This is a genomic window from Streptomyces sp. BRA346 (assembly GCF_052851135.1).
Genome location: NZ_JAIWIH010000050.1, coordinates 24,814 through 44,736 on the forward strand (window position 1 = coordinate 24,814; position 19,923 = coordinate 44,736).

General features: G+C 72.1%; 21 protein-coding genes. 12 read left to right on the forward strand and 9 right to left on the reverse strand.

Features of this window, described 5'->3' with window-relative positions:
• Positions 1-204 precede the first annotated feature (204 nt).
• Positions 205-987, reverse strand: a complete 783-nt coding sequence (locus LCH29_RS38925; RefSeq protein WP_446466405.1) for a SigE family RNA polymerase sigma factor — start codon at positions 985-987, stop codon at positions 205-207.
• 197 nt (positions 988-1,184) lie between these two features.
• On the opposite strand from LCH29_RS38925, the gene afsQ1 reads away from it, so the two are divergent.
• The 5 genes from afsQ1 to LCH29_RS38950 all read left to right on the forward strand — a co-directional run bounded on the left by afsQ1 (position 1,185) and on the right by LCH29_RS38950 (position 5,200).
• Positions 1,185-1,862: a two-component system response regulator AfsQ1 gene (afsQ1, locus tag LCH29_RS38930; RefSeq protein ID WP_009717259.1), complete on the forward strand. Its 678-nt coding sequence runs from the start codon at positions 1,185-1,187 to the stop codon at positions 1,860-1,862.
• Between the two features lie 136 nt (positions 1,863-1,998).
• Positions 1,999-3,525 (forward strand): sensor histidine kinase, encoded by a 1,527-nt coding sequence (locus LCH29_RS38935; RefSeq protein WP_446466453.1) that lies wholly within the window; start codon positions 1,999-2,001, stop codon positions 3,523-3,525.
• Entirely contained in the window at positions 3,522-4,139 is a 618-nt protein-coding gene (locus LCH29_RS38940) for a hypothetical protein (RefSeq protein ID WP_446466406.1), read from the forward strand. The genes LCH29_RS38935 and LCH29_RS38940 overlap by 4 nt, the downstream gene beginning before the upstream one ends.
• A 212-nt stretch (positions 4,140-4,351) precedes the next feature.
• Positions 4,352-4,927: a VanZ family protein gene (locus LCH29_RS38945; RefSeq protein WP_123100233.1), complete on the forward strand. Its 576-nt coding sequence runs from the start codon at positions 4,352-4,354 to the stop codon at positions 4,925-4,927.
• A 69-nt stretch (positions 4,928-4,996) separates the two neighbouring features.
• Positions 4,997-5,200, forward strand: a complete 204-nt coding sequence (locus LCH29_RS38950) for a PspC domain-containing protein (RefSeq protein ID WP_446466407.1) — start codon at positions 4,997-4,999, stop codon at positions 5,198-5,200.
• Between the two features lie 79 nt (positions 5,201-5,279).
• Here LCH29_RS38950 and LCH29_RS38955 read toward each other — a convergent pair whose 3' ends face one another.
• Together LCH29_RS38955 and LCH29_RS38960 are read right to left on the reverse strand one after the other, a co-directional pair.
• Positions 5,280-5,597, reverse strand: coding sequence for an ATP-binding protein (locus tag LCH29_RS38955; protein WP_446466408.1), 318 nt, complete (start codon positions 5,595-5,597; stop codon positions 5,280-5,282).
• 138 nt (positions 5,598-5,735) lie between these two features.
• Positions 5,736-6,902: an adenosine deaminase gene (locus tag LCH29_RS38960; RefSeq protein ID WP_446466409.1), complete on the reverse strand. Its 1,167-nt coding sequence runs from the start codon at positions 6,900-6,902 to the stop codon at positions 5,736-5,738.
• A gap of 103 nt (positions 6,903-7,005) precedes the next feature.
• On the opposite strand from LCH29_RS38960, the gene LCH29_RS38965 reads away from it, so the two are divergent.
• The 3 genes from LCH29_RS38965 to LCH29_RS38975 all read left to right on the forward strand — a co-directional run bounded on the left by LCH29_RS38965 (position 7,006) and on the right by LCH29_RS38975 (position 9,587).
• Positions 7,006-7,770 (forward strand): alpha/beta hydrolase, encoded by a 765-nt coding sequence (locus LCH29_RS38965; protein WP_446466410.1) that lies wholly within the window; start codon positions 7,006-7,008, stop codon positions 7,768-7,770.
• Between the two features lie 231 nt (positions 7,771-8,001).
• Positions 8,002-9,336 carry a S8 family peptidase gene (locus LCH29_RS38970; protein WP_446466411.1) on the forward strand — a complete coding sequence of 445 codons (1,335 nt, stop codon included), beginning with the start codon at positions 8,002-8,004 and terminating at the stop codon, positions 9,334-9,336.
• Positions 9,337-9,344: 8 nt separating this feature from the next.
• Entirely contained in the window at positions 9,345-9,587 is a 243-nt protein-coding gene (locus LCH29_RS38975; RefSeq protein ID WP_446466412.1) for a hypothetical protein, read from the forward strand.
• 70 nt (positions 9,588-9,657) lie between these two features.
• On the opposite strand, the gene LCH29_RS38980 is transcribed toward LCH29_RS38975, so the two are convergent.
• The 5 genes from LCH29_RS38980 to LCH29_RS39000 all read right to left on the reverse strand — a co-directional run bounded on the left by LCH29_RS38980 (position 9,658) and on the right by LCH29_RS39000 (position 15,159).
• Positions 9,658-10,029, reverse strand: coding sequence for a MerR family transcriptional regulator (locus tag LCH29_RS38980; protein WP_446466413.1), 372 nt, complete (start codon positions 10,027-10,029; stop codon positions 9,658-9,660).
• Positions 10,030-10,067: 38 nt separating this feature from the next.
• Positions 10,068-10,829 (reverse strand): SDR family NAD(P)-dependent oxidoreductase, encoded by a 762-nt coding sequence (locus tag LCH29_RS38985; RefSeq protein ID WP_446466414.1) that lies wholly within the window; start codon positions 10,827-10,829, stop codon positions 10,068-10,070.
• A 64-nt stretch (positions 10,830-10,893) separates the two neighbouring features.
• A complete protein-coding gene (locus LCH29_RS38990) occupies positions 10,894-12,522 on the reverse strand; it encodes an MDR family MFS transporter (protein WP_446466415.1) in 1,629 nt (542 codons plus the stop codon).
• A gap of 57 nt (positions 12,523-12,579) precedes the next feature.
• Positions 12,580-13,797: a glycosyltransferase gene (locus LCH29_RS38995; protein ID WP_446466416.1), complete on the reverse strand. Its 1,218-nt coding sequence runs from the start codon at positions 13,795-13,797 to the stop codon at positions 12,580-12,582.
• Positions 13,798-13,857: 60 nt separating this feature from the next.
• A complete protein-coding gene (locus LCH29_RS39000; RefSeq protein ID WP_446466454.1) occupies positions 13,858-15,159 on the reverse strand; it encodes a UDP-glucose dehydrogenase family protein in 1,302 nt (433 codons plus the stop codon).
• A 200-nt stretch (positions 15,160-15,359) separates the two neighbouring features.
• On the opposite strand from LCH29_RS39000, the gene LCH29_RS39005 reads away from it, so the two are divergent.
• On the forward strand, positions 15,360-16,061 hold the full coding sequence (locus LCH29_RS39005; RefSeq protein WP_446466417.1) for a TetR/AcrR family transcriptional regulator: 702 nt from the start codon (positions 15,360-15,362) through the stop codon (positions 16,059-16,061).
• Here LCH29_RS39005 and LCH29_RS39010 read toward each other — a convergent pair.
• Positions 16,018-16,971, reverse strand: coding sequence for a LysR family transcriptional regulator (locus tag LCH29_RS39010; protein ID WP_446466418.1), 954 nt, complete (start codon positions 16,969-16,971; stop codon positions 16,018-16,020). The two genes, LCH29_RS39005 and LCH29_RS39010, sit on opposite strands and share 44 nt — an antisense overlap.
• 93 nt (positions 16,972-17,064) lie before the next feature.
• Between LCH29_RS39010 and LCH29_RS39015 the strand changes: the two genes are divergently transcribed.
• From LCH29_RS39015 to LCH29_RS39025, 3 genes are all read left to right on the forward strand, one after another.
• The gene (locus LCH29_RS39015) at positions 17,065-18,354 is read left to right on the forward strand and encodes an MFS transporter (protein WP_446466419.1); all 1,290 of its coding nucleotides are present in this window, start codon (positions 17,065-17,067) and stop codon (positions 18,352-18,354) included.
• Positions 18,355-18,568: 214 nt separating this feature from the next.
• On the forward strand, positions 18,569-19,255 hold the full coding sequence (locus tag LCH29_RS39020) for a PepSY domain-containing protein (protein ID WP_446466420.1): 687 nt from the start codon (positions 18,569-18,571) through the stop codon (positions 19,253-19,255).
• A 400-nt stretch (positions 19,256-19,655) separates the two neighbouring features.
• Positions 19,656-19,923: ALF repeat-containing protein (locus LCH29_RS39025; RefSeq protein ID WP_446466455.1), on the forward strand; the 268-nt coding region annotated here is incomplete at its 3' end.

Sequence of the window (19,923 nt, forward strand, 5' to 3'; positions counted from 1 at the left end):
TATCCGTACTCAAACCGCCGCCGTACGACCGCGCATGCGAACGAGCCCGGACAGGCCTCCCGGCCGTCCGGACCCGCTCTCCCCCGTCGGGATCCCCCGATCCCGTTTCCCCGTTCTACCCCGTTTCCCCCATTTTCTCGTTTCCCCCGTTTCCCCATTCACCCCGGCGCTCCCCCGAGCACCGGCCCCCGTTTTCCCCTGCCCTCAGGCGACGAGTTCGCCGAAGGACTCTTCCTCGTCACGGCCGAAGCTGAGGGTGTCGTCCTCGCGCATCCGGCGCAGCGAGCGCCAGATACTGCTCTTGACCGTTCCGACGCTTATGTTGAGTATGTCCGCGATCTCCGGGTCCGTGCGGCCCTCGTAGTACCGCAGCACCAGCATCGTGCGCTGGAGTTCGGGGAGCCGGGCCAGGGCCTGCCAGAGCACGGCGCGCAGTTCGGTGCCGCGCATCGCGTCCTGGTCGCCGGCCGTCTCCGGCAGCTCCTCCGTCGGGTACTCGTTGAGCTTGCGCCGACGCCAGGCGCTGATGTGCAGGTTGGTCATGGTGCGGCGCAGATAGCCGCCGACCGCGGCCTTGTCGCTGATCCGGTCCCAGGCCCGGTAGGTCGAGAACAGCGCGCTCTGGAGCAGGTCCTCGGCCTCGAACCGGTCGCCGGTCAGGTGGTAGGCGGTTGCGTACAGGGAGGCGCGGCGCTCCTGGACGTACGCGGTGAATTCCGCTTCCGCCCCGCTCTGCGTGCGCCGCTCCCCCTCTGCCTCCCTGTACGAGCTGCCCCCGTGATCCCCCCCGGGACCCCCGTTCCCCCCGGGGCCCTCCCCGGCCCCCGAGTTCGCGTCAATGGCCACCATGTACGGCGGCCGCTGACGCCCGGTGCCGCGAGCGCACCCCCGCCCGCTCACGGCACCGGACTTCTCTCCGCTCCGGCCGGCGTCGTGGAGGCGCGTGCGAATGACTGCGCTGTTGTGGGTGTAGTGCAGTGTGCTCATGTCGCGCCCCCCGTCGGTGGAGCCTGCTCGGTCGTCTGCTGGCTGCCCGGCCGCTCGTTCCGGCCGGTGCACAGAAGACTTTGCCGAACCAGTTTCATGGCGCTGTCTGCCGACTGTCACAGGCTCGTCACAGGCGATCAAGCTGGTGAAGACCCGACGGTCGAACTACAGGCCCCTTGTAGGCCAGAATGACCAACGTGCCTTTCCTGTTGCTGATCGAGGACGACGACGCCATCCGCACGGCCCTCGAACTCTCCCTGTCCCGCCAGGGCCACCGTGTGGCGACCGCGGCGACGGGTGAGGACGGTCTGAAGCTGCTGCGCGAGCAGCGGCCGGATCTGATCGTGCTGGATGTGATGCTGCCCGGGATCGACGGCTTCGAGGTGTGCCGCCGTATCCGCCGCACCGACCAGTTGCCGATCATCCTGCTGACGGCCCGGAACGACGACATCGACGTGGTCGTCGGGCTGGAGTCGGGCGCGGACGACTATGTGGTGAAGCCCGTGCAGGGGCGGGTGCTGGACGCCCGGATCCGCGCGGTGCTGCGCCGCGGCGAACGGGAGGCGAACGACGCGGCGTCGTTCGGCAGCCTGGTGATCGACCGGGCCGCCATGACGGTGACCAAGAACGGCGAGGATCTCCAGCTCACCCCCACCGAGCTGCGGCTCCTGCTGGAGCTGAGCCGGCGGCCGGGGCAGGCGCTGTCGCGGCAGCAGCTGCTGCGGCTGGTGTGGGAACACGACTATCTGGGTGACTCCCGGCTGGTGGACGCGTGCGTTCAGCGGCTGCGCGCCAAGGTGGAGGACGTGCCGTCGTCGCCGACGCTGATCCGCACGGTGCGTGGGGTCGGGTACCGGTTGGACGCTCCGGCGTGAGGGATGCGGTCGCGTACGCCGGTGCGCATGGCGGGGGCGGAGAGTCGCGGAATTGAGCGGTGTGAACGAGGAGCCCGGTCGGGCGCGGGGCTGGGCCGCGGGGGTTCTGCGGTGGCTCAGCCTGAGGCTGCGGCTGATGCTGGTCTTCGGTCTGGTGGCGCTGGCGGCCGCGGCGTCCGCGTCGGCGATCGCGTACTGGCTGAACCGTGACGCGGTGCTGACGCGCACCCAGGACGCGGCGCTGGACGAGTTCCGCAAGGCGCTGAAGGACGACACCGATCCGCTGCCGGTCACGCCGAGCTGTCCCGAGCTTCAGGACGCGGCTGACCGCATGGCGGACAACACGCAGAAGTACGAGGTGCTGCTGGTCACCCGGACGACGGGCAGCGGCGGCTGTACGGCGGCCTCGAAGCCGGATCTGTTCACCATGAAGGCCGTGCCGGGGGTGCTGCGGCGCGCGGTGGACGAGCGGCGCGCCGCCGAGGGGTCGCGGGCCGCCCCGTACCACCTCTACTGGCAGCGGATCACCCTGGACGGCACCCCGTACCTGGTGGGCGGGGCGAAGGTGAACGGGGGCGGGCCGACCGGCTACATGCTCAAGTCCCTGGACACCGAGCGCCAGGACCTGAACTCGCTCGCCTGGTCGCTGGGCATCGCCACCGCCCTGGCGCTGATCGGCTCCGCGCTGCTCGCGCAGGCGGCCGCGGCCACCGTGCTGCGCCCGGTGCAGCGGCTGGGCGAGGCGGCGAACCGGCTGGGCGAGGGGCATCTCGACACCCGGCTCCAGGTCTCCGGCTCGGACGAGCTGGCCAATCTGTCGCACACGTTCAACCGGGCCGCGGAGCGGCTCCAGAAGCGGGTGGCGGAGCTGAGCGCGCGGGAGGCGTCCAGTCGGCGCTTCGTCGCGGACATGTCGCACGAGCTGCGGACCCCGCTCACCGCGATCACGGCGGTCACCGAGGTGCTGGAGGAGGAGGCCGACGCGCTCGACCCGATGATCGCCCCCGCGGTGCAGCTGGTGGTCAGCGAGACCCGGCGGCTGAACGATCTGGTGGAGAACCTGATGGAGGTGACCCGCTTCGACGCGGGCACCGCCCGGCTGGTGCTCGACGACGTCGATGTCGCGGACCAGGTGACGGCGTGCATCGACGCGCGCGCCTGGCTGGACGCGGTGGAGCTGGACGCGGCGCGCGGGATCATGGCCCGGCTGGATCCGCGGCGGCTGGACGTCATCCTGGCGAACCTGATCGGGAACGCGCTCAAGCACGGGGGCTCCCCCGTGCGGGTGTCGGTACTGCCCGAGGGCGAGGACCTGCTGATCAAGGTGCGGGACCACGGTCCGGGCATCCCGGAGGACGTGCTGCCGCATGTCTTCGACCGCTTCTACAAGGCGAGCGCCTCCCGGCCCCGCTCGGAGGGCAGCGGTCTCGGACTGTCGATCGCGATGGAGAACGCGCACATCCACGGCGGTGACATCAGCGCCGCGAACTCGCCGGAGGGCGGGGCCGTCTTCACGCTGCGGCTGCCCATGGACGCCTCGCGCCTGGCCTCGATCGAGGACCGGAAGGGCGAGGACCGGAAGGGCAGGGAGCGCACGGGCGAGCCCGGCAAGGATGGCGACGGTGCCGAGGGCAGCCGTAAGAACGAAGGGGGCGCGCCATGAGCCCGCGAGCGACCCGGCGGCGCGCCGCCCTGCTGCTGACCGTCGTGGCCGCGCTGCTGGCGGCCGGGTGCGGCATACGCGGCACCTCGGTGCCGGTGGACGCCGGGGCCGCGCCCTCGCGCGCCTCGTGCCGGGCGCCGGAGACGGGGCGGGCCGCCGAGGGGGCGGGCCGGGTGTCCGTACGGATCTATCTGCTGTGCACCTCGCGGATCCTGTCGGTGAACCGGAACGCGCAGCTGTCGGAGCGGAAGGCGCCGATCGAGCAGGTGGAGGCGGCCCGGGCGCTGCTGGATCAGCTGCGGCAGCCGCCCTCGGCGTCCGAGTCCTCGGCCGGGTTCTCCACCGCGGTGGAGGACTGGGTCTCGGTCTCCGGTCCGGCGAAGGGCGACCCGGACGGGGCGCTGCGGCTGAACCGGCCGCCGGAGGAGCTGCCGTCGTACGCGCTCGCGCAGATCATCTGCACGTTCGCGGGCTCGGCGGCCGCGGACGAGGAGCACAAGGTGGTGCTCGGCGGCCCGGACAGCGACCGGGACCCGCTGAAGCGGTACGAGTGCACCGAGGAGATGCGGAGCCGTCCGGAGGTCGCGGTGACCTCCGGGGTGCTGGTGTCCTGACGGGGTGGCGGTGCGCCGGGGTCCCGACGGGGTGCCGGTGTCCCGACGGGGTGCCGGGGTCTTGACCGGCGGACTGACCGATTCCCCGTGGTTCGCCGCCCGTTCCCGGGCCGTTTCCCGTGACGATCCAGTAACCGACCAGTCGGTAACCCGTTACTGACCAGCGCGGTGCGCGCGGAACCGCGAGCCCGGCCGGTCGCGTCCTGAGATACGTGCAGGGTCGTTTCGGCCGTCGGGCCGCCTTCCGCTACCGCGCCGCGGGTTTCGTTCTCCTCGTCGCTCACCTTGCGTTCGTCTGCTGGCTGACCCTGCGCCCGCTGACCGTGCCGTGGGTGACGGCCGAGACCCTGGAACCGCTGGGCGCCATCCGCGCCGATCTGGCGCTCACCCCCTGGGCCGCGGCCCGTTCGATCGGCGGGGGGCTGCTGCTGCTCGCCCCGCTGGGGGTGCTGCTGCCGCTGGCCGGGGGCCGGGTGGACGCGTACCCGTTCGCCTCGTTCGTACGGACGACCTTCACCGGGGCGATGACGGCCATGGCGATCGCCCTGCTGCGCAGCGAGGTGACCGGCCAGATCGTGAGCGTGGACGCGCTGCTGCTGAACACCCTCGGGGTCGCGCTCGCGCATCTGCTGGTGGTGCCCGCCGTACGGACCCTGGTCCGCCGCCGGGCCGACCGGGTCGGGGGCGCCGCCCTCCCCCGGGAGGAGAGCGGCCGGACGGTGACCCCGACGATGACCAGGGTCGGCCTCGCCCCGTGGAGCGACGCCTCGTCCGGCTCGCGGACCTAGCGTGGAGGTATCAGCTCGGGCAACCCGCACCGAGACGGTACGAATCCGATACGCCGAGGAGCCGCCATCATGGCCGCCGCACTGGTACGCCCCCGCAACGACAAGATGATCGCCGGTGTCTGCGCCGGACTGGCCCGCCGGTTCGGGACGACCCCGACCACGATGCGGGTGATCTTCCTGGCCTCCTGTCTGCTGCCGGGCCCGCAGTTCCTGCTCTACATCGCGCTGTGGATCCTCCTACCGGCGGAGGACTCCTACCGCGAGGCCTGGTGACGGCAGCCCGCCACCGACGACGCGGCCGGGCCGCACACCCGAGGCGGGTGTGCGGCCCGGTCGGGTGCCGGACGGAGGATCAGCCCAGACGCATGAGGTTGCCGGTCGGCAGGTTCTTGAGCCCGCCGAGCCCGCCGAGGTTGCCCAGCAGGCCCTGCGGCTCCGGCTGGCTGGGCCGGCCGGCGGCGGGGCCGCTGCCGGGCCTGCCGGGGACCGCCTTGCCGGGGACCGACGCTTGCGGGGCGGAGGCGCCGGCGCCCCGGCCGCCGGGGACGGCGGAGGTGCCATGGCCGTGCGGGCCGGGGGTGCCGGCCGCGGACGCGACGCCGCCTCCGGCCACGAGGGCGGCAGCGCCGAGGGCCATCACGCCGAGGGTCTTGAGGGTTCCCTGCTTCATCAGAAATCTGTCCTTGCAGACGGGGGTCTTGACCGATACGGAAACGTAGCCCTGATTTTCGGGCGCCCGCAAACAGGGGAAAGCGGCCGCCGAACGGCCGCCACACCCTTTCCCCGGCCTTTTCTTCCGTCCGTACGATCAGCTGCCCTCGACCACAGAACTCCTGGTCACAGGGGTGACCGAGCCCACCTGCCGGAACAGCCATTCGGACTTCAATTCAGCATACCCGGGCTTGATCACGTCATTGATCATCGCCAGACGTTCACCGAAAGGAATGAAGGCCGACTTCATCGCATTAACGGTGAACCACTGCATGTCGTCCAGCGTGTACTGGAACGTCGAGACCAGGTGCTGGAATTCGACGCTCATGCTCGTACCGCTCATCAGACGATTATCCGTATTCACGGTGGCCCGGAAATGCAGACGGCGCAGCAGCCCGATGGGGTGATCGGCGTACGAGGTGGCCGCGCCCGTCTGGAGGTTGGAGGTCGGGCACAGCTCCAGCGGGATGCGCTTGTCCCGGACGTAACTGGCGAGGCGGCCCAGCGTGATGGAGCCGTCGTCGGCGATCTCGATGTCGTCGATGATGCGCACCCCGTGGCCCAGCCGGTCGGCGCCGCACCACTGGAGCGCCTGCCAGATGGAGGGCAGCCCGAACGCCTCGCCCGCGTGGATCGTGAAGTGGTTGTTCTCCCGCTTCAGGTATTCGAAGGCGTCCAGGTGGCGGGTGGGCGGGAAGCCCGCCTCGGCGCCCGCGATGTCGAAGCCGACGACGCCGAGGTCGCGGTAGCGGTTGGCGAGTTCGGCGATCTCCAGCGCGCGGGCGGCGTGCCGCATCGCGGTGAGGAGGGCGCCGACGCGGATCCGGTGGCCGTTGTCCCGGGCCCGCCGCTCGCCCTCGCGGAAGCCGTCGTTCACCGCCTCGACGACCTGCTCCAGGGTGAGCCCCCGGGTGAGGTGCTGCTCGGGGGCGTAGCGGATCTCGGCGTAGACGACACCGTCCTCGGCCAGGTCCTCGACGCATTCGGCGGCGACCCGGACCAGCGCGTCCCGGGTCTGCATGACGGCGCAGGTGTGGGCGAACGTCTCCAGGTACCGCTCCAGCGAGCCGGAGTCGGCCGCCTCGCGGAACCAGAGGCCGAGCTTGTCCGGTTCGTTCTCCGGCAGCGCCTCGTACCCGGTCTCCCGGGCGAGGTCGATGATCGTGCCGGGGCGCAGCCCACCGTCGAGGTGGTCGTGCAGCAGCACCTTGGGGGCACGGCGGATCTGTTCGGGGGTGGGCTGGTGGGTGTGCTCGCTCGTCATCTGCGCACCATAGCCCCTACGCGCGTAGACCGTCGCGGATAGATACGGAACAGTGACCCGCACGGGTAGTGGACTCCACTCCCCGTTCTGCGATCGTTTTGCCATGGCTCAGCAAGCGTTGCCCGAACGGGGCGCCCGGCTGGGGCGGCCGATGGGCGCGGCCGCCTCGCGGAGGACCGTGCACGGTGTGGTGTTGCTGCTTCCGGGCGGCGATCCGGACGGTGGCACCCGGCGGCCCACCCGGATGTCCGCCGCGGCCGTGCTGCCGCTGGCCCGGCGACTGGTCCGGGCGGGCCAGGAGGAGGGGCTGGCCGCCCACGTCGTCCACTACCGGTGCCGCGGCTGGAACGGGCCCGACGCGGCCGCGGCCGCCGACGCTGAATGGGCCACCCAGGAGGTCGTACGGCGCTACGGCGACGTACCGGTGTGCCTGGCGGGCCACGGCATGGGCGCCCGCGCCGCGCTGCGCGCCGCCGGGCATCCCGCCGTCGCCTCGGTGGTGGCCCTGGCGCCCTGGCTCCCGGAGCCGGACTCGCTGGAGCCCGAACCGGTCAAGCACCTGGTGGGACGGCAGGTGCTGATCGCCCACGGCACGAACGACGAGCGCGTCGACCCCGAGCTGTCGTACCGGTTCGCCGAGCGGGCCAAGAAGGTCAACCGCGATGTGTGCCGCTTCGAGGTGCACACCGACGGGCACGGGCTGCACCAGCACCGCTCCGAGGTCCAGGCGCTGGCCATCGACTTCCTCCTCGGCTCCCTCTTCGCCACCGGCTACTCCCGCCCGGTGGCCGACGCCCTGGCCGCGCCGCCCCCGCTGGGCCTGCGCATGCCGCTGGCCGCGGGCTTCGGCTCCACGCTGCGGCGCTGAGCCGCCGCCGGACAGGGCCTGAGTTGCGGGCGCCTGTCAGCGGCGTGACGGTGGATGAGGGGGCGCCCGCGAGGTGGGCGTGACACGACCGTGGGACGACCGCCTCGAAGTCGGCGATGGCACCGCGCCGGTACGCGGCGGACCGCCCCGTCATCCTTGGCGCCCGACACTCCGCGCATCGGCGCGCGCCCCCAACAGCACGGGGGGAGCGCACAGAAGCGGAGAATCCCCATGACGAACGGACCCATGCGCAGGCCGCCCAACGGCGAACACCCCGAGCGGGCCGATGTGCCGCTCATGCCCCACGCCACCGAGTACACCGGCCGGTACGTGGTGCTGCTCGACCAGCGGGAGACGGAACGCGGACTGGACGCGCTGCGCTCGTCCGCAGGGATAGCTTCCGTCGAACGCGTCCGCGGCACCGAGGCCGCGGGCGCCGCCGAGTTGCTCCAACGCCCCGATGTCTCGGTGCTGTTCGACGAACTCGGCGCCGCCGTCGTCGAAGTGCAGCCCGACCAGCGGCACACGCTGGTGACCACGGCAGAGACCGAGCCCACCATCATCGCGGCCGAGCCCGAACGGATGGTGTACGCCTCGGTGATCACCGAGCCGCAGCGGACGCTGACCGGGTTCTTCCCGACCTACCGCAGCGACGAGGACGAGGTCGACCGGCACACCCGGGCCGAGCTCGCCTCCTCGCTGGGTCCGGCCTGGGACGAGCAGAGCGCCACCTGGGGACAGCAGGCGATCCGGGCCAACCTCTCGCATCTGACCGGGCGCGGGGTGAAGGTCGCCGTCCTGGACACCGGGGTGGACACCGGCCATCCGGACCTGGCCGGATGCCTCGAGCTGACGGCCTCGTTCGTGGAGGGCGAGAACGTGGAGGACGGCCACGGCCACGGTACGCACTGCATCGGCACCGTCGCCGGTCCGGCCAAACCCGAGCACGCGCCCCGCTACGGCGTGGCGGGCGAGGCGAAGATCCTCGCCGGCAAGGTGCTGGGTGCCCGCGGCACCGGCACCGACGGCCAGATCCTGGCGGGCATGGCCTGGGCCGTCGCCCACGGCGCACGGGTGATCTCGATGTCGCTCGGCGCCCAGGTCCGGCCGGGAGAGCTCTTCCCGCAGACCTACGAGAACGTGGCCCGGCGCGCGCTCCAGCGCGGGACGGTCATCGTCGCCGCGGCGGGCAACGAGAGCGACCGGCCAGGGTTCGTAGCCCCCGTCGGACGCCCCGCCAACTGCCCGTCGGTGCTGGCGGTCGCAGCCCTCGACAAGGACCTTTCGACGGCGTTCTTCTCGTGCGGCGCCATCAACGGCCAGGGCGGCGAGGTCAACCTCGCGGCGCCCGGCGTCGGTGTGTTCTCGGCCGCCCCGGGCGGCAAGTACCAGTCGCTGCGCGGCACCAGCATGGCCTGTCCGCACGCCGCCGGTGTCCTGGCGCTGATCGCGCAGGCGGCGCCGGAGGCGTCGGGGGAGGGGCTGCGGTCCCGGCTGCTCTCCGGGGCGTACCCGCTGCCGCAGCCCGCCGCGGATGTCGGCGCGGGTCTGTTGCAGGCGCCGTGACGGGCCCCGTGAGCGAGGCATCCGGACCGGTCGGAGTGATCGTCTCGGTCGACCCCGACCGGTTCGCGGAGGTCGTACGGGCCGCCCGCGCGGCCGGCCTCACGGTCACCGGCGAACAGCCCCTGCTCGGCTCGCTGTCCGGCACCATCGCCGAGGACCGGATCCCGGTGCTGGAGGCGGTGGACGGGGTGGAGGCCGTCGACCGGGAGCGCATCGTCGGCATTCCGCCGCCGGATTCGCCGTTGCAGTGAGCGGCCTGACCCTCTGTCGTGGGACGGAGTCGTGGGACGGAGTCGTGGGACGGAGTCGTGGGACGGAGGGTCAGGCCCCGGGGCGGGTCCGCCCGCCGGTGGTGTTCCGCAGCGCGGACTCCAGCCGGTCGCGGGCCTCGGTCTGGGCGGCGATCCGTTCGTTGAGGACCGCCAGCCGTTCCCATGCGACGCGCAGCCCCTTGTCCGACGGCGGTGCGGCCGCCACGTCGCCGTCCAGGCAGGGCAGGAACGCCTGGACGTCGTCGAGGGTGAGCCCGGCGGCCAGCAGGTGGCGGATGTTGCGGACCCGCACCACGGCCCGTTCGTCGTAGACGCGGTAGCCGTTGGAGGCCCGCCCGGAGGAGATCAGCCCGGCCTGTTCGTAGTGCCGCAGCGCACGCGGGGTCGTCCCGGTCGCCTTGGCCAGTTCGCCGATCCTCACCCGCACCACCTCCGGGGCCACATTTATCACGCCCCAACTCACGCCACGACCGCCCCGCCGTCGACCGGGAGCACGACTCCGGTGATGAACGACGCCTCGGGCGAGGCGAGTTGGGTGATGGCCCGGGCCACCTCCCCGGGTCGGCCGATACGGCCCAGCGGGGTGTGGGCCAGCTGCCATTCCCGCACCGCGGCCCTCCGTTCCGGTGTCAGGCCCTGGTGTTCGCCGATCGGGGTCTCGATCGCGCCGGGGGCGACCGCGACCACGCGGATGCCGCGGGGGGCCAGTTCGACCGCCCAGCTGCGGGTCAGCAGTTCCAGCGCGGTCTTGGTCGCCGCGTAGACCGAGCTACCGGGCCAGGCCCGCTGCCCCACCGAGGTGCTCACATTGACGATCACCCCGCCGGTCGCCTCCAGCAGGGGCAGCGCGGCCTGGGCCAGCAGGATGGGCGCGATCAGGTTGGTGGCGATCTGCGGGTCGATCATCTCCGGTGTGAGGGTTCCGAGGGCGCCGCCGCGCACGATGCCCGCGTTGTTGACCAGCACGTCCAACCGGCCGTGCGCCTCCCGGGCGGTGCGGACGATGCGCTCGGGCTCTCCCTCGGCGGTGATGTCCGCCGTCAGCGGGGTGATCCGCGGGTGTCCGGCGGCCGTCTGGTGGAGCGGTTCGGCCCGCCGTCCGACGGCGAGCACCTGGGCGCCCTCGGCGGCGAAGGCCCGGGCGGTGGCCCGGCCGATCCCGGTCCCGGCCCCGGTGACGACGACGATCCTGGCGCTCTGCGGTGCGGTGCTGGTGTCCATGCGGTGATCGTCCAACCCTGCCGCCGGCGGCAGGGTCAAGCGGCGCCCGCTGCGTCCGAGGTGCCTACTCGTCGGAGAGCGTCAGGTCCGGCACCCGCCGGGCGGCGAGCAGGAAGGCCACCAGGACCACGGCGGCGCCGGTGAGGAACACGATCCGCAAGGAGCTGACGTAGCCCTCCAGGAAGGGCTGGGCGACCCGGGGGTCGAGGGTGTGCAGGAAGGCGGAGTCCTCCAGGTTGACCTTGCCGCCGGGGCCGACGGCCGCCTTCAGGGCCTCCGCGTTCGCGGGCTGTTCGGCGAGCTTGCGGTACCCGGGCTGGGCGAGCGCCTCGGTGTAGCGGTCGCCGATCCGCGTCCCCGCGAACGAGAAGAGGATGGAGACGAAGGCGGCGGCGCCCACCGTGCCGCCGTTGGAGCGGAAGAAGTTGACCCCCGCGGTCGCGGCGCCCATGTCCTTCCGGGGCACCTCGCTCTGGGCGAGGGTGGTGAGCGTCTGCATGGCCGCGCCCAGTCCGGCGCCCATGAACACCATGCCCAGGGAGACGTGCCACAGCGGGCTGTCCACCCCCAGCGTCGCGTAGACGACCATGGCGGCCGCGAACGAGCCGATGCCCGTCACCAGGTAGACCTTGAACCGCCCGGTCTTGGAGATCAGCCGGCCGACGACGAGCGTGGTCGTCAGGTTCGCCGCGACGGTGGGCAGCGTGGCGAGACCCGCCTCGATCGGGGTCATGCCCTTCACCAGCTGGAGATACAGCGGCAGCGTCGTCATCGCGCCGAACATGCCGATGCCGACGATGAAGTGGAGCGTCGTGCCGAGCCGGAACGACGTGATGCGGAACATCCGGGGCGGCAGCAGGGCCGCGTCCCCCATCCGCCGCTCCACCAGGACGAACCCGGCCAGGCCCAGCGCCCCGATCGCGTACATGGCCAGCGACAGCGGCGCGCCCCAGCCCCAGCTGCGGCCCTGTTCGGCCACGGTGAGCAGCGGGACCAGACCGACGGCGAGGGCGGCCGCGCCGCCGTAGTCGAGGCGGTGCCGCACCGGGTGGTGCGGGACCAGGTGCAGCACCCGCAGGATCACGGTGATGGCCAGGATCGCCAGCGGCACGTTGATCAGGAAGATCCAGCGCCAGCCGTCGATCCCCAGCAGGGCACCGCGTCCGGCGAACGCGCCGCCGATGAGCGGCCCGACGATGCTCGAGCCGCCGAACACCGCCATGAAGTAGCCCTGGTAGCGGCCGCGTTCCCGGGGGGAGGTGATGTCGGCGACGATCGTCATGGCGAGCGACATCAGCCCGCCGCCGCCCAGGCCCTGCACCGCCCGGAAGGCGGCCAGCTCGTACATCGAGGTGGCGATCCCGCACAGCAGCGAGCCGAGGGTGAACAGCACGATCGCGGCCAGGTAGACCGGCCGGCGGCCGTGGATGTCGGAGAGCTTGCCGTACAGCGGGGTCGCGATGGTGGCGGTGATCAGGTAGGCCGTGGTGACCCAGGCCTGGGCGGTGAGGCCGTGGAGGTCGTCCGCGATGGTGCGCAGCGCGGACGACACCACGGTCCCGTCGAGCGCCCCCAGGAACATCCCGAGCACCAGACCCGACATGACGGTGGTGATCTGGCGGTGGGTGAGCCGTACGGGCGGGCCGTCCGCGTCGGGGGCCGCGCCCCGCTCGGTCGTGTCGGAGGTGGTCACGAGGAGGTCCGTCTCTTCCCGGGGGTCGCGTCGTACCGTTCGGCGTGCGGGGCGGGGTTATCCGGCGAGCTTCTCCAGATCGCCGACGGCGGTCTCGATGCCCGGCGTGGCCAGCATCACCAGCCGTGCCGTACGGGCCCGGGCGGTGATGGCGTCGTCGGCGAGGACGTCCCGGCAGACGGCGGCGACGCTCTCGGGGGCGGTGTCGGTGACGTGGCGGCCGAGGCCCAGCTCCTCGACCCGGCGCGCGTTGGCGTGCTGGTCGCCGAACTGCGGCAGGACGGCCAGCGGGGTGGCGGTGCGCAGCGACTCACGGATGCTGTTGAAGCCGCCGTGGGTGAGGAACACGTCGACGGACTCCAGCAGGATCGGCTGCGGCAGCCGCTCGGTGACGTGGACGTGCGGCGGCAGCCCTTCGGTGTCCAGCGGGACGCCCGAGGTGGTGAGGACGACGGTGCAGTCCTCCAGCCGCGCCACGGCGTCGGCGATGGTGCGCAGCGTGGCCGCGGGGTCCGGGAACCCGGGGGGAAGCTCGAAACCGCCTTCGGCGCCGCCCAACTCCAGCATCTTCGGCATCGCGGTGCCGATGGCGGCGTACACCAGGGGCCGGTCGGTGGGGAGTTCGGCGACCCAGCGCGGGAGGACGGAGGCCCGCTCGACGTCCACGGTCTGCCGGTACGAGAACGTCGGCGGCAGGTTCCGGGCGAAGGTGAACTCCGGCGGTACGCAGTCGACGCGCCCGTGCGGCGCGATGGACAGCGGGTCGTCGTGGGTGGGCAGCCCCACTTCCTCGCGGCTGGCGTTGAGGTACGGCAGCACATCGGCCGGGTCGAGGATGTTGACGGCGCCGGAGGGGGTGGGCAGATGGGGTATGCCCAGCCGCTCGGCGATCAGGCAGGCGCCCATGTCCATGCCGTCGCGCAGGATGAGGTCGGGCTGGAATTCCTTCGCCGTCGGGAAGACGGCCTCCAGGGAGATCTTCGCCCCGGCCCCGGCCATGCCGCGGAACATGAGCTTGCCCATCGCGGAGTGCAGCGCGGCCGTGTCGCCCTGCGGCAGGTCGGCCATCTCGTCGGCGTGCTCCTCCATCCGGGCACGGGGGTCGAGGTCGGGCATGACGGTGGTCACGCGGACGTCGTCGTCCTGGAAGACCGGTGCCAGGTCGGAGTTGGTGACCACCAGCACCTCGTGTCCGGCCGCGGCGAGCGCGCGGAGCAGGGGCAGCTGGGCGCGCCCGTGGGAGGCACTGCCGGTTGTGGTGCACAGGACCCGCATGGGGTGAACCCTTTCTGTTCGGTGGCGTGGTGCCTGGTCGGGATGCGGTGTACGGACGGCTCAGCCGCGCGGCGCCAGGGCGGGCGTGCGGCCGACGCCGTACCACCGCAGCCCGGCCCGCTCCAGCCGGACCGGGTCGAGGAGGTTGCGGAAGTCGTGGACGGTGGGGGTGGCGAGCCGCCCGGCGATGGCCTCCCAGTCGAGGTCTCGCAGCTGCGGCCACTCGGTGAGGACGACGCACGCGTCCGCACCGGCCGCCGCGTCCAGCGGGTCGTCCACGACGGTGAGCAGGTCGCTGAGGTCGGGGCGGCGGGTGCCCTCCAGCGCCGGGTCGTAGGCGAGGAGTTCGGCGCCGCGCTCCTTCAGGAGCCGGGCGATGGCCAGGGCGGGTGAGTCGCGCAGGTCGGAGGTGCCCGCCTTGAAGGTCAGGCCGAGCAGGGCGAGCGTCACGCCGTGCAGCGAGCCGTCCGCGGCCGCGGACTCGGCGACGATGCGCTCGACCAGCCGGTGCTGGTGCTCGACGTTGGTCTCGATGGTGGCCCGCAGCAGCGGGAAGTCCACCCCGGCCTCCTGGCAGATCGTCAGCAGGGCGTGGGTGTCCTTGGGCAGGCAGGAGCCGCCCCAGCCGGGGCCGGGCCGCAGGAACGCGGGGCCGATGCGGGGGTCGTGGCCGATGCCGTCGGTGACGTCGCCGATGTCGGCGCCGAAGTGTTCGCAGAGGGTGGCCAGGTTGTTGGCGAAGGACAGCTTCATGGCCAGGAAGAAGTTGGCCGCGTACTTGGCCAGTTCGGCGCTGGCGGCGTCGGTCAGCACGACGGGCGCGTCGAGCGTGCCGTACAGGTCGGCCACGCGCTGCCCGGCCTCCCGGTCCGCGGCGCCGATCACGATGCGGTCCGGGTGCAGGAAGTCGTGCACGGCCCGGCCCTCGCGGAGGAATTCCGGATTGCTCACCACCGTCACGTCCGGGCGGCCGAGCAGGTCCGCGACGCGCTGCGCGGTGCCGACGGGCACGGTGGACTTGTTGACGACGACGCTGTTCTGCGGCAGGACGGTGCGGATCTCCCCGGCGACCGTCTCGACGGCGGCCAGGTCGGCGGCGCCGCCCGCGCCCATGGGCGTGGGCAGGCAGAGGAACACGACGTCGGCGTCGGCCACGGCGGCCGCGGTGTCCTGGGTGAACTCCAGGTGGCCGGAGGCCACGGTGTCCCGGACGAGGTCCGGCAGGCCGGGTTCGAGGATGTCGACCTCGGCCCGCCGCAGCCGCTGGACCTTTTGGGAGTCGGCGTCCGCGCACACCACGTGGTGGCCCAGGGACGCCAGGCAGGCGCCGGTGGTCAGCCCGACATAGCCGGTACCGATCACGGCGACATGGCGACCAGATAGATCAGACACAGTTGATCTCCCAACCCCTAAGTCATCGATCGTTGACTTATCGATCATCGTGCAGGTCCGTCCGACGGAAAGTCAACAAGCGCTGACAACGATCGGTGACTTTGAGACAGTCGGCAGAGCCTGGAGGATGGGCGACCGGCGACGGCCGTATCTGCGCGAGGAGCTATCGGGTGAACGAACCAGCGAACGACCGGACTTCGGGGACGTCAGGGGGGTGTGGGCCCGCGCGCAAGCGCAGTGCCGAGCGGACGCGCACCGCCCTGATGTCCGCCGCCGCCTTCCGCTTCGGCCGGTACGGCTACGACGGCACCAGCGTGCGCGACATCGCCGGGGACGTCGGTGTGGACGCCGCGCTCGTCTACCGGTACTTCGGCTCAAAGGAGGCGCTGTTCGAGACGGTGTCGAGCAACCGCAAGGTGTTCGAGCCGCTGCTCGACGTGCCCCTGGACTGCGTCGCGGACTGGTTCAGCGCCCTGATCGCCGGGGAGCCCAAGGACGCCGACTTCCCCCACCCCGTGCTCACCGTGCTCCGCTCCTCCAGCCGCGACGAGGCCATCGGACGGTTTCGCGAGGAGCTGACCGACCTGTTCACCCAGCGGTTCGCCGCCCGCCTGGACGGCCCGCACGCCGAGGTGCGGGCCGAGTTGCTGGTGGCGTGGGTGCTCGGCACCAGCCTGATGCGCGGCACCATCCAGTCCCCCGCGCTGGCCTCGGCGGAGAACCAGGACGTCTTCGAGCAGTTCCTGCGGGCCGGGATCGACGTCCTGATCAGCCCGGACGCCGCGAACTTCAGCCAGGAGAACGCCGGTCGGGAAACCTGCGAGAGCGTCAGTCCAGAAGCTGACCGCGACGGCTCAGCAGAAACCGTTTGAAGGCGGCCACCGGAGGCGTGTCGGGGTGGCCGTCCAGCCAGGCCACGCCGATCTCACGGACCGCGCGCGGCGCCGTGACCGTCAGCTCCGCGACCCCCGGGCGGGGCACGGCGGGCGGCGGCAGCAGCGCCACGCCGAGCCCCGCGGCGACGAGACCGCGGATCGTCTCGGCCTCCTCCCCCTCGAACGCGATCTTCGGGGTGAAGCCCGCCTCCGCGCACAGGGCGTCGGTGATCCGGCGCAGCCCGTACCCCGGCTCCAGCGTCACGAACAGCTCCGCCGACGCCTCGGCGAGCCGGACCCGGCGGCGCCCGGCGAGCCGGTGGTCGTCCGGCACCACGAGCCGTAGCCGCTGCTCGTCCAGGCGGCGGGCGACCAGGTCGGGGGCGTCCGGGACGGGTGAGGTCAGACACAGGTCGAGGCCGCCCGCCCGCATCCGCTCGATCATGGCCTCGCCGTAGTTCTGGACGAGCTGGAAGCGGACCCGGGGGTGGTCGACGCGGAAGCCGCGGATCAGGCCGGGCACGGTCTCCGAGCCCAGCGTGTGCAGGAAGCCGAACGCGACGCGGCCCGCCGCCGGGTCCGCGTCGGCCCGTACGGACTCGGCGGCCCGGTCCACCTCGGCCAGCGCCCGTTCCACCGAGCGCAGGAACGTGCGCCCCGCCGGGGTGAGCGCCACCGTACGGCCGCGGCGGGCGAACAGCGCCACGCCCAGGTCCTCCTCCAGCCGCACCATCGCCCGGCTGAGGGTCGACTGGGGCACCTCCAACTCCTGCGCGGCACGGGTGACATGCTCATGGCGTGCCACCGCGGCGAACTGGGCAAGGCGGGGCGTCAGGGCCGCCGCCCAGGACTCGGCCTCGACCTCGACTGTCACCGGAATGTCGTTTTGGTTGCGGATGCGTGACATAAACGCCCCTGACCTCTGCTCATGCTGTGATGGATCGATTATCGCGATTCCGTGCATTGGACGCATCAACTCTGGGGTCCTTACCTTCGAACCATGCCTCCCGCTGATACCGGGGCGTCCACCCACAGCCGCGTGGACGCCTCCGCACCGCCCGTCTCTTCTGCTCCCGAGCGCATGGCCCCCGGCCGCCCCGGCTACATCCGGATGAGACTCGCGCTCTTCACGGCCGGACTCGCCACCTTCGCCCTGCTCTACTCGACCCAGGCGCTGCTCCCCGCGATCTCCGACGATCTGCACGTCCAAGCCGACCAGGCCAGCTGGAGCGTGTCCGCGGCCACCCTGGCGCTGGCGCTGATGGTCGTCCCGCTGAGCGCCCTGTCCGAGCGGTTCGGCCGCCGCACGATGATGACCGTCTCGCTGACGGTCGCGGTGGCGGTCGCACTGGTCGTGCCGTACGCCCCCGACCTGGGCTGGCTGATCGCGCTGCGCGCCGTCCAGGGCGCGGCGATCGCCGGTATCCCGGCCTCCGCGATGGCGTACCTCTCCGAGGAGGTCGAACCGCGGGCGCTGGTCGGCGCGATCGGGCTGTTCGTGGCGGGCAACAGCGTCGGCGGCATGAGCGGCCGCCTCATCACCGGCTGGGTCGCCGACGGCCACGGCTGGCGGATGGGCCTCGCGGCGGTCGGCGTCATGGCGCTGGTCTGCGGGATCGCCTTCCGGCTGCTGATCCCCAAGGCCCGGAACTTCACCCCCGCCGCGGTCAGCCCGCGGGCCCTGGCCCGCACCGTGACCCGGCACCTGTCCGACCCGCTGCTGTGCCGCCTGTACGCCATCGGCGCGCTCTTCATGACCGTCTTCGGCGGCGTCTACACGGTGATCGGCTACCGGCTGGTGGGCGAGCCCTTCGGGCTCTCGCAGAGCATGATCGGCTCCATCTTCCTGATCTACCTGGTGGGCACGGTCTCCTCCGCCGCCACCGGCAAGCTCGTCGGCCGCCTCGGGCGGCGCGGCGCCCTGTACGTCGCCGTCTCCATGACCACCGCCGGTCTCCTGCTGAGCCTGGCCGACGCGCTGGCGCTCGTCCTGCTCGGCCTGGTCCTGATCACCGCGGGCTTCTTCGCGGGCCACGCCGCCGCCTCCTCGGCGGTCAGCCGCACCGCGAAGACCGGCCGCGCCCAGGCCGCCGCGCTCTACCAGACCGCGTACTACACCGGCAGCAGCGCGGGCGGCACGCTCGGCGCCATGGCCTTCCACACGGGCGGCTGGACCGGCACCGTCGCCCTCGGCCTGCTGGCCGTCGTCGGCGCCACGGCCATCACCCTGTACGGGACGCGCAAGGCCCGGGTCGAGCGGCGGATGGCTCCCGCCCCGGCGCACGCCTGACGCCCCCCTCTCAGCCCGAAGGGGCCGCCCCGCCACTGTCCGGCGGGGGCGGCCCCTTCGCCCGTTCGGCCTGCGGAAACTCCCCAACCTGAAGACCCCTTCAGGACTTCAGGCTGCGTTCAGGTTCGGTTCGGCACCGTAGTGGATGTCGGAAGGGCGCGACAGGGCCCGCCGACGGAAGCGAAACCGCGACACGAACCGGAGGAACGTCCTCATGAAGGCCACCGCCAAGCGCACCCTCACCCCCCGCGCCGTCGTCCTCGGCACGGCCGCCGCCATCGCCCTGATCGGCGGCACGGGCGCCGCCAGCGCCTTCGCGGACGACGACGGCCCGGCGCCGCGCTCCTCGGTGCAGCTCACCCAGAACGAGACCCACCTGGACGACACCGCCCAGGACCGCACCGAGGTCAAGGCGGACAAGGTCAGCTACGACGAGGCCACCGCCGCCGCGCTGAAGGCCGTCCCCGGCACCGCGACCTCCGCCGAGCTCGACACCGCCGACCGCAACGGCTCCCTCGTCTGGGAGGTCGACGTCTTCGGCAAGGACCACAAGAGCCACGACGTGACGATCGACGCGGGCAACGGCAAGGTCCTGAACCAGCACACCGACCGCGACGACGACGCCGAGGACGCCCGCGAGACCCAGGCCCTGATCAAGGGCGACAAGACCGGCTACGCCAAGGCCACCGACCAGGCCCTGAACGCCGTGCCCGGCACCGTCACCTCCTTCGGCCTGGACGACAACGACCGCACCGGCGGAGCCGTCTACGAGGTCGACGTCCTCGGCAAGGACCACAAGAGCCACGACATCACCGTCGACGCCGCCAGCGGCAAGGTCACCGCCCAGCACGTCGACCACGACGACAACGACCAGGACGACAACGACGGCGACGACGACTGATCGCGCCTCTGACACCTCATGAGCCCGAAGGGGCCGCCCCGCCACTGTCCGGCGGGGCGGCCCCTTCGCCTGTCGGGTGGCCGCTGCGACCGGTGCGCGCCCGTCGCGGAGGATGACATCGGAGGGCCTGGACGAGGGCGCTGAAACCCCCGCACTCCGCGAGCACCTTTTCCGGACTAATCGATTCCTCGTGCGATTTCGGCGCGCATGGCTGATCATCGGCATATCCGACGTTCGAACACGGAGGCATTCCTTCATGAGACCGACGCGTGCCGTTCTGCTCGTCGTGGCCGCCGCCCTGACTCCAGCCCTCCTCCTCACCGCCCCGGCGTTCGCCGATGGTTCGGCGATCCCGGTCACCACCACCGTGGCGACCGTGTCCGACACACCGGTGGACGAGATGTCGGAGGACGAACTGCGTGCGGCGATCGCCGCCATCCTGGCGGACGAGAACAGCGGTCGGGGGGTCGTCCGAGAGGCCAATGAGGCCCTCAACGGCACCGTCGATGACATGCGCACCTTCTTGAAGACCGGCTACCGGCTGGCCCAGNCCGAGGACGACCGGGTCNCCATCTCCCGCATCCTCCACGTAGCAACGCAGAACAAGGACAAACGAGTCATCAAGGAGGCCAACCAGCTCCTCAGCAACGGCTCCCCAGAGGAGATGC

Coding starts and splice junctions, on each gene's coding strand:
- LCH29_RS38925 (WP_446466405.1), bottom strand. CDS start 987: ATGAGCACACTGCACTACACCCACAACAGCGCAGTCATTCGCACGCGC.
- LCH29_RS38935 (WP_446466453.1), top strand. CDS start 1,999: ATGCTGGTCTTCGGTCTGGTGGCGCTGGCGGCCGCGGCGTCCGCGTCG.
- LCH29_RS38940 (WP_446466406.1), top strand. CDS start 3,522: ATGAGCCCGCGAGCGACCCGGCGGCGCGCCGCCCTGCTGCTGACCGTC.
- LCH29_RS38950 (WP_446466407.1), top strand. CDS start 4,997: ATGGCCGCCGCACTGGTACGCCCCCGCAACGACAAGATGATCGCCGGT.
- LCH29_RS38955 (WP_446466408.1), bottom strand. CDS start 5,597: ATGAAGCAGGGAACCCTCAAGACCCTCGGCGTGATGGCCCTCGGCGCT.
- LCH29_RS38960 (WP_446466409.1), bottom strand. CDS start 6,902: ATGACGAGCGAGCACACCCACCAGCCCACCCCCGAACAGATCCGCCGT.
- LCH29_RS38965 (WP_446466410.1), top strand. CDS start 7,006: ATGGCTCAGCAAGCGTTGCCCGAACGGGGCGCCCGGCTGGGGCGGCCG.
- LCH29_RS38970 (WP_446466411.1), top strand. CDS start 8,002: ATGACGAACGGACCCATGCGCAGGCCGCCCAACGGCGAACACCCCGAG.
- LCH29_RS38985 (WP_446466414.1), bottom strand. CDS start 10,829: ATGGACACCAGCACCGCACCGCAGAGCGCCAGGATCGTCGTCGTCACC.
- LCH29_RS38995 (WP_446466416.1), bottom strand. CDS start 13,797: ATGCGGGTCCTGTGCACCACAACCGGCAGTGCCTCCCACGGGCGCGCC.
- LCH29_RS39010 (WP_446466418.1), bottom strand. CDS start 16,971: ATGTCACGCATCCGCAACCAAAACGACATTCCGGTGACAGTCGAGGTC.
- LCH29_RS39015 (WP_446466419.1), top strand. CDS start 17,065: ATGCCTCCCGCTGATACCGGGGCGTCCACCCACAGCCGCGTGGACGCC.
- LCH29_RS39020 (WP_446466420.1), top strand. CDS start 18,569: ATGAAGGCCACCGCCAAGCGCACCCTCACCCCCCGCGCCGTCGTCCTC.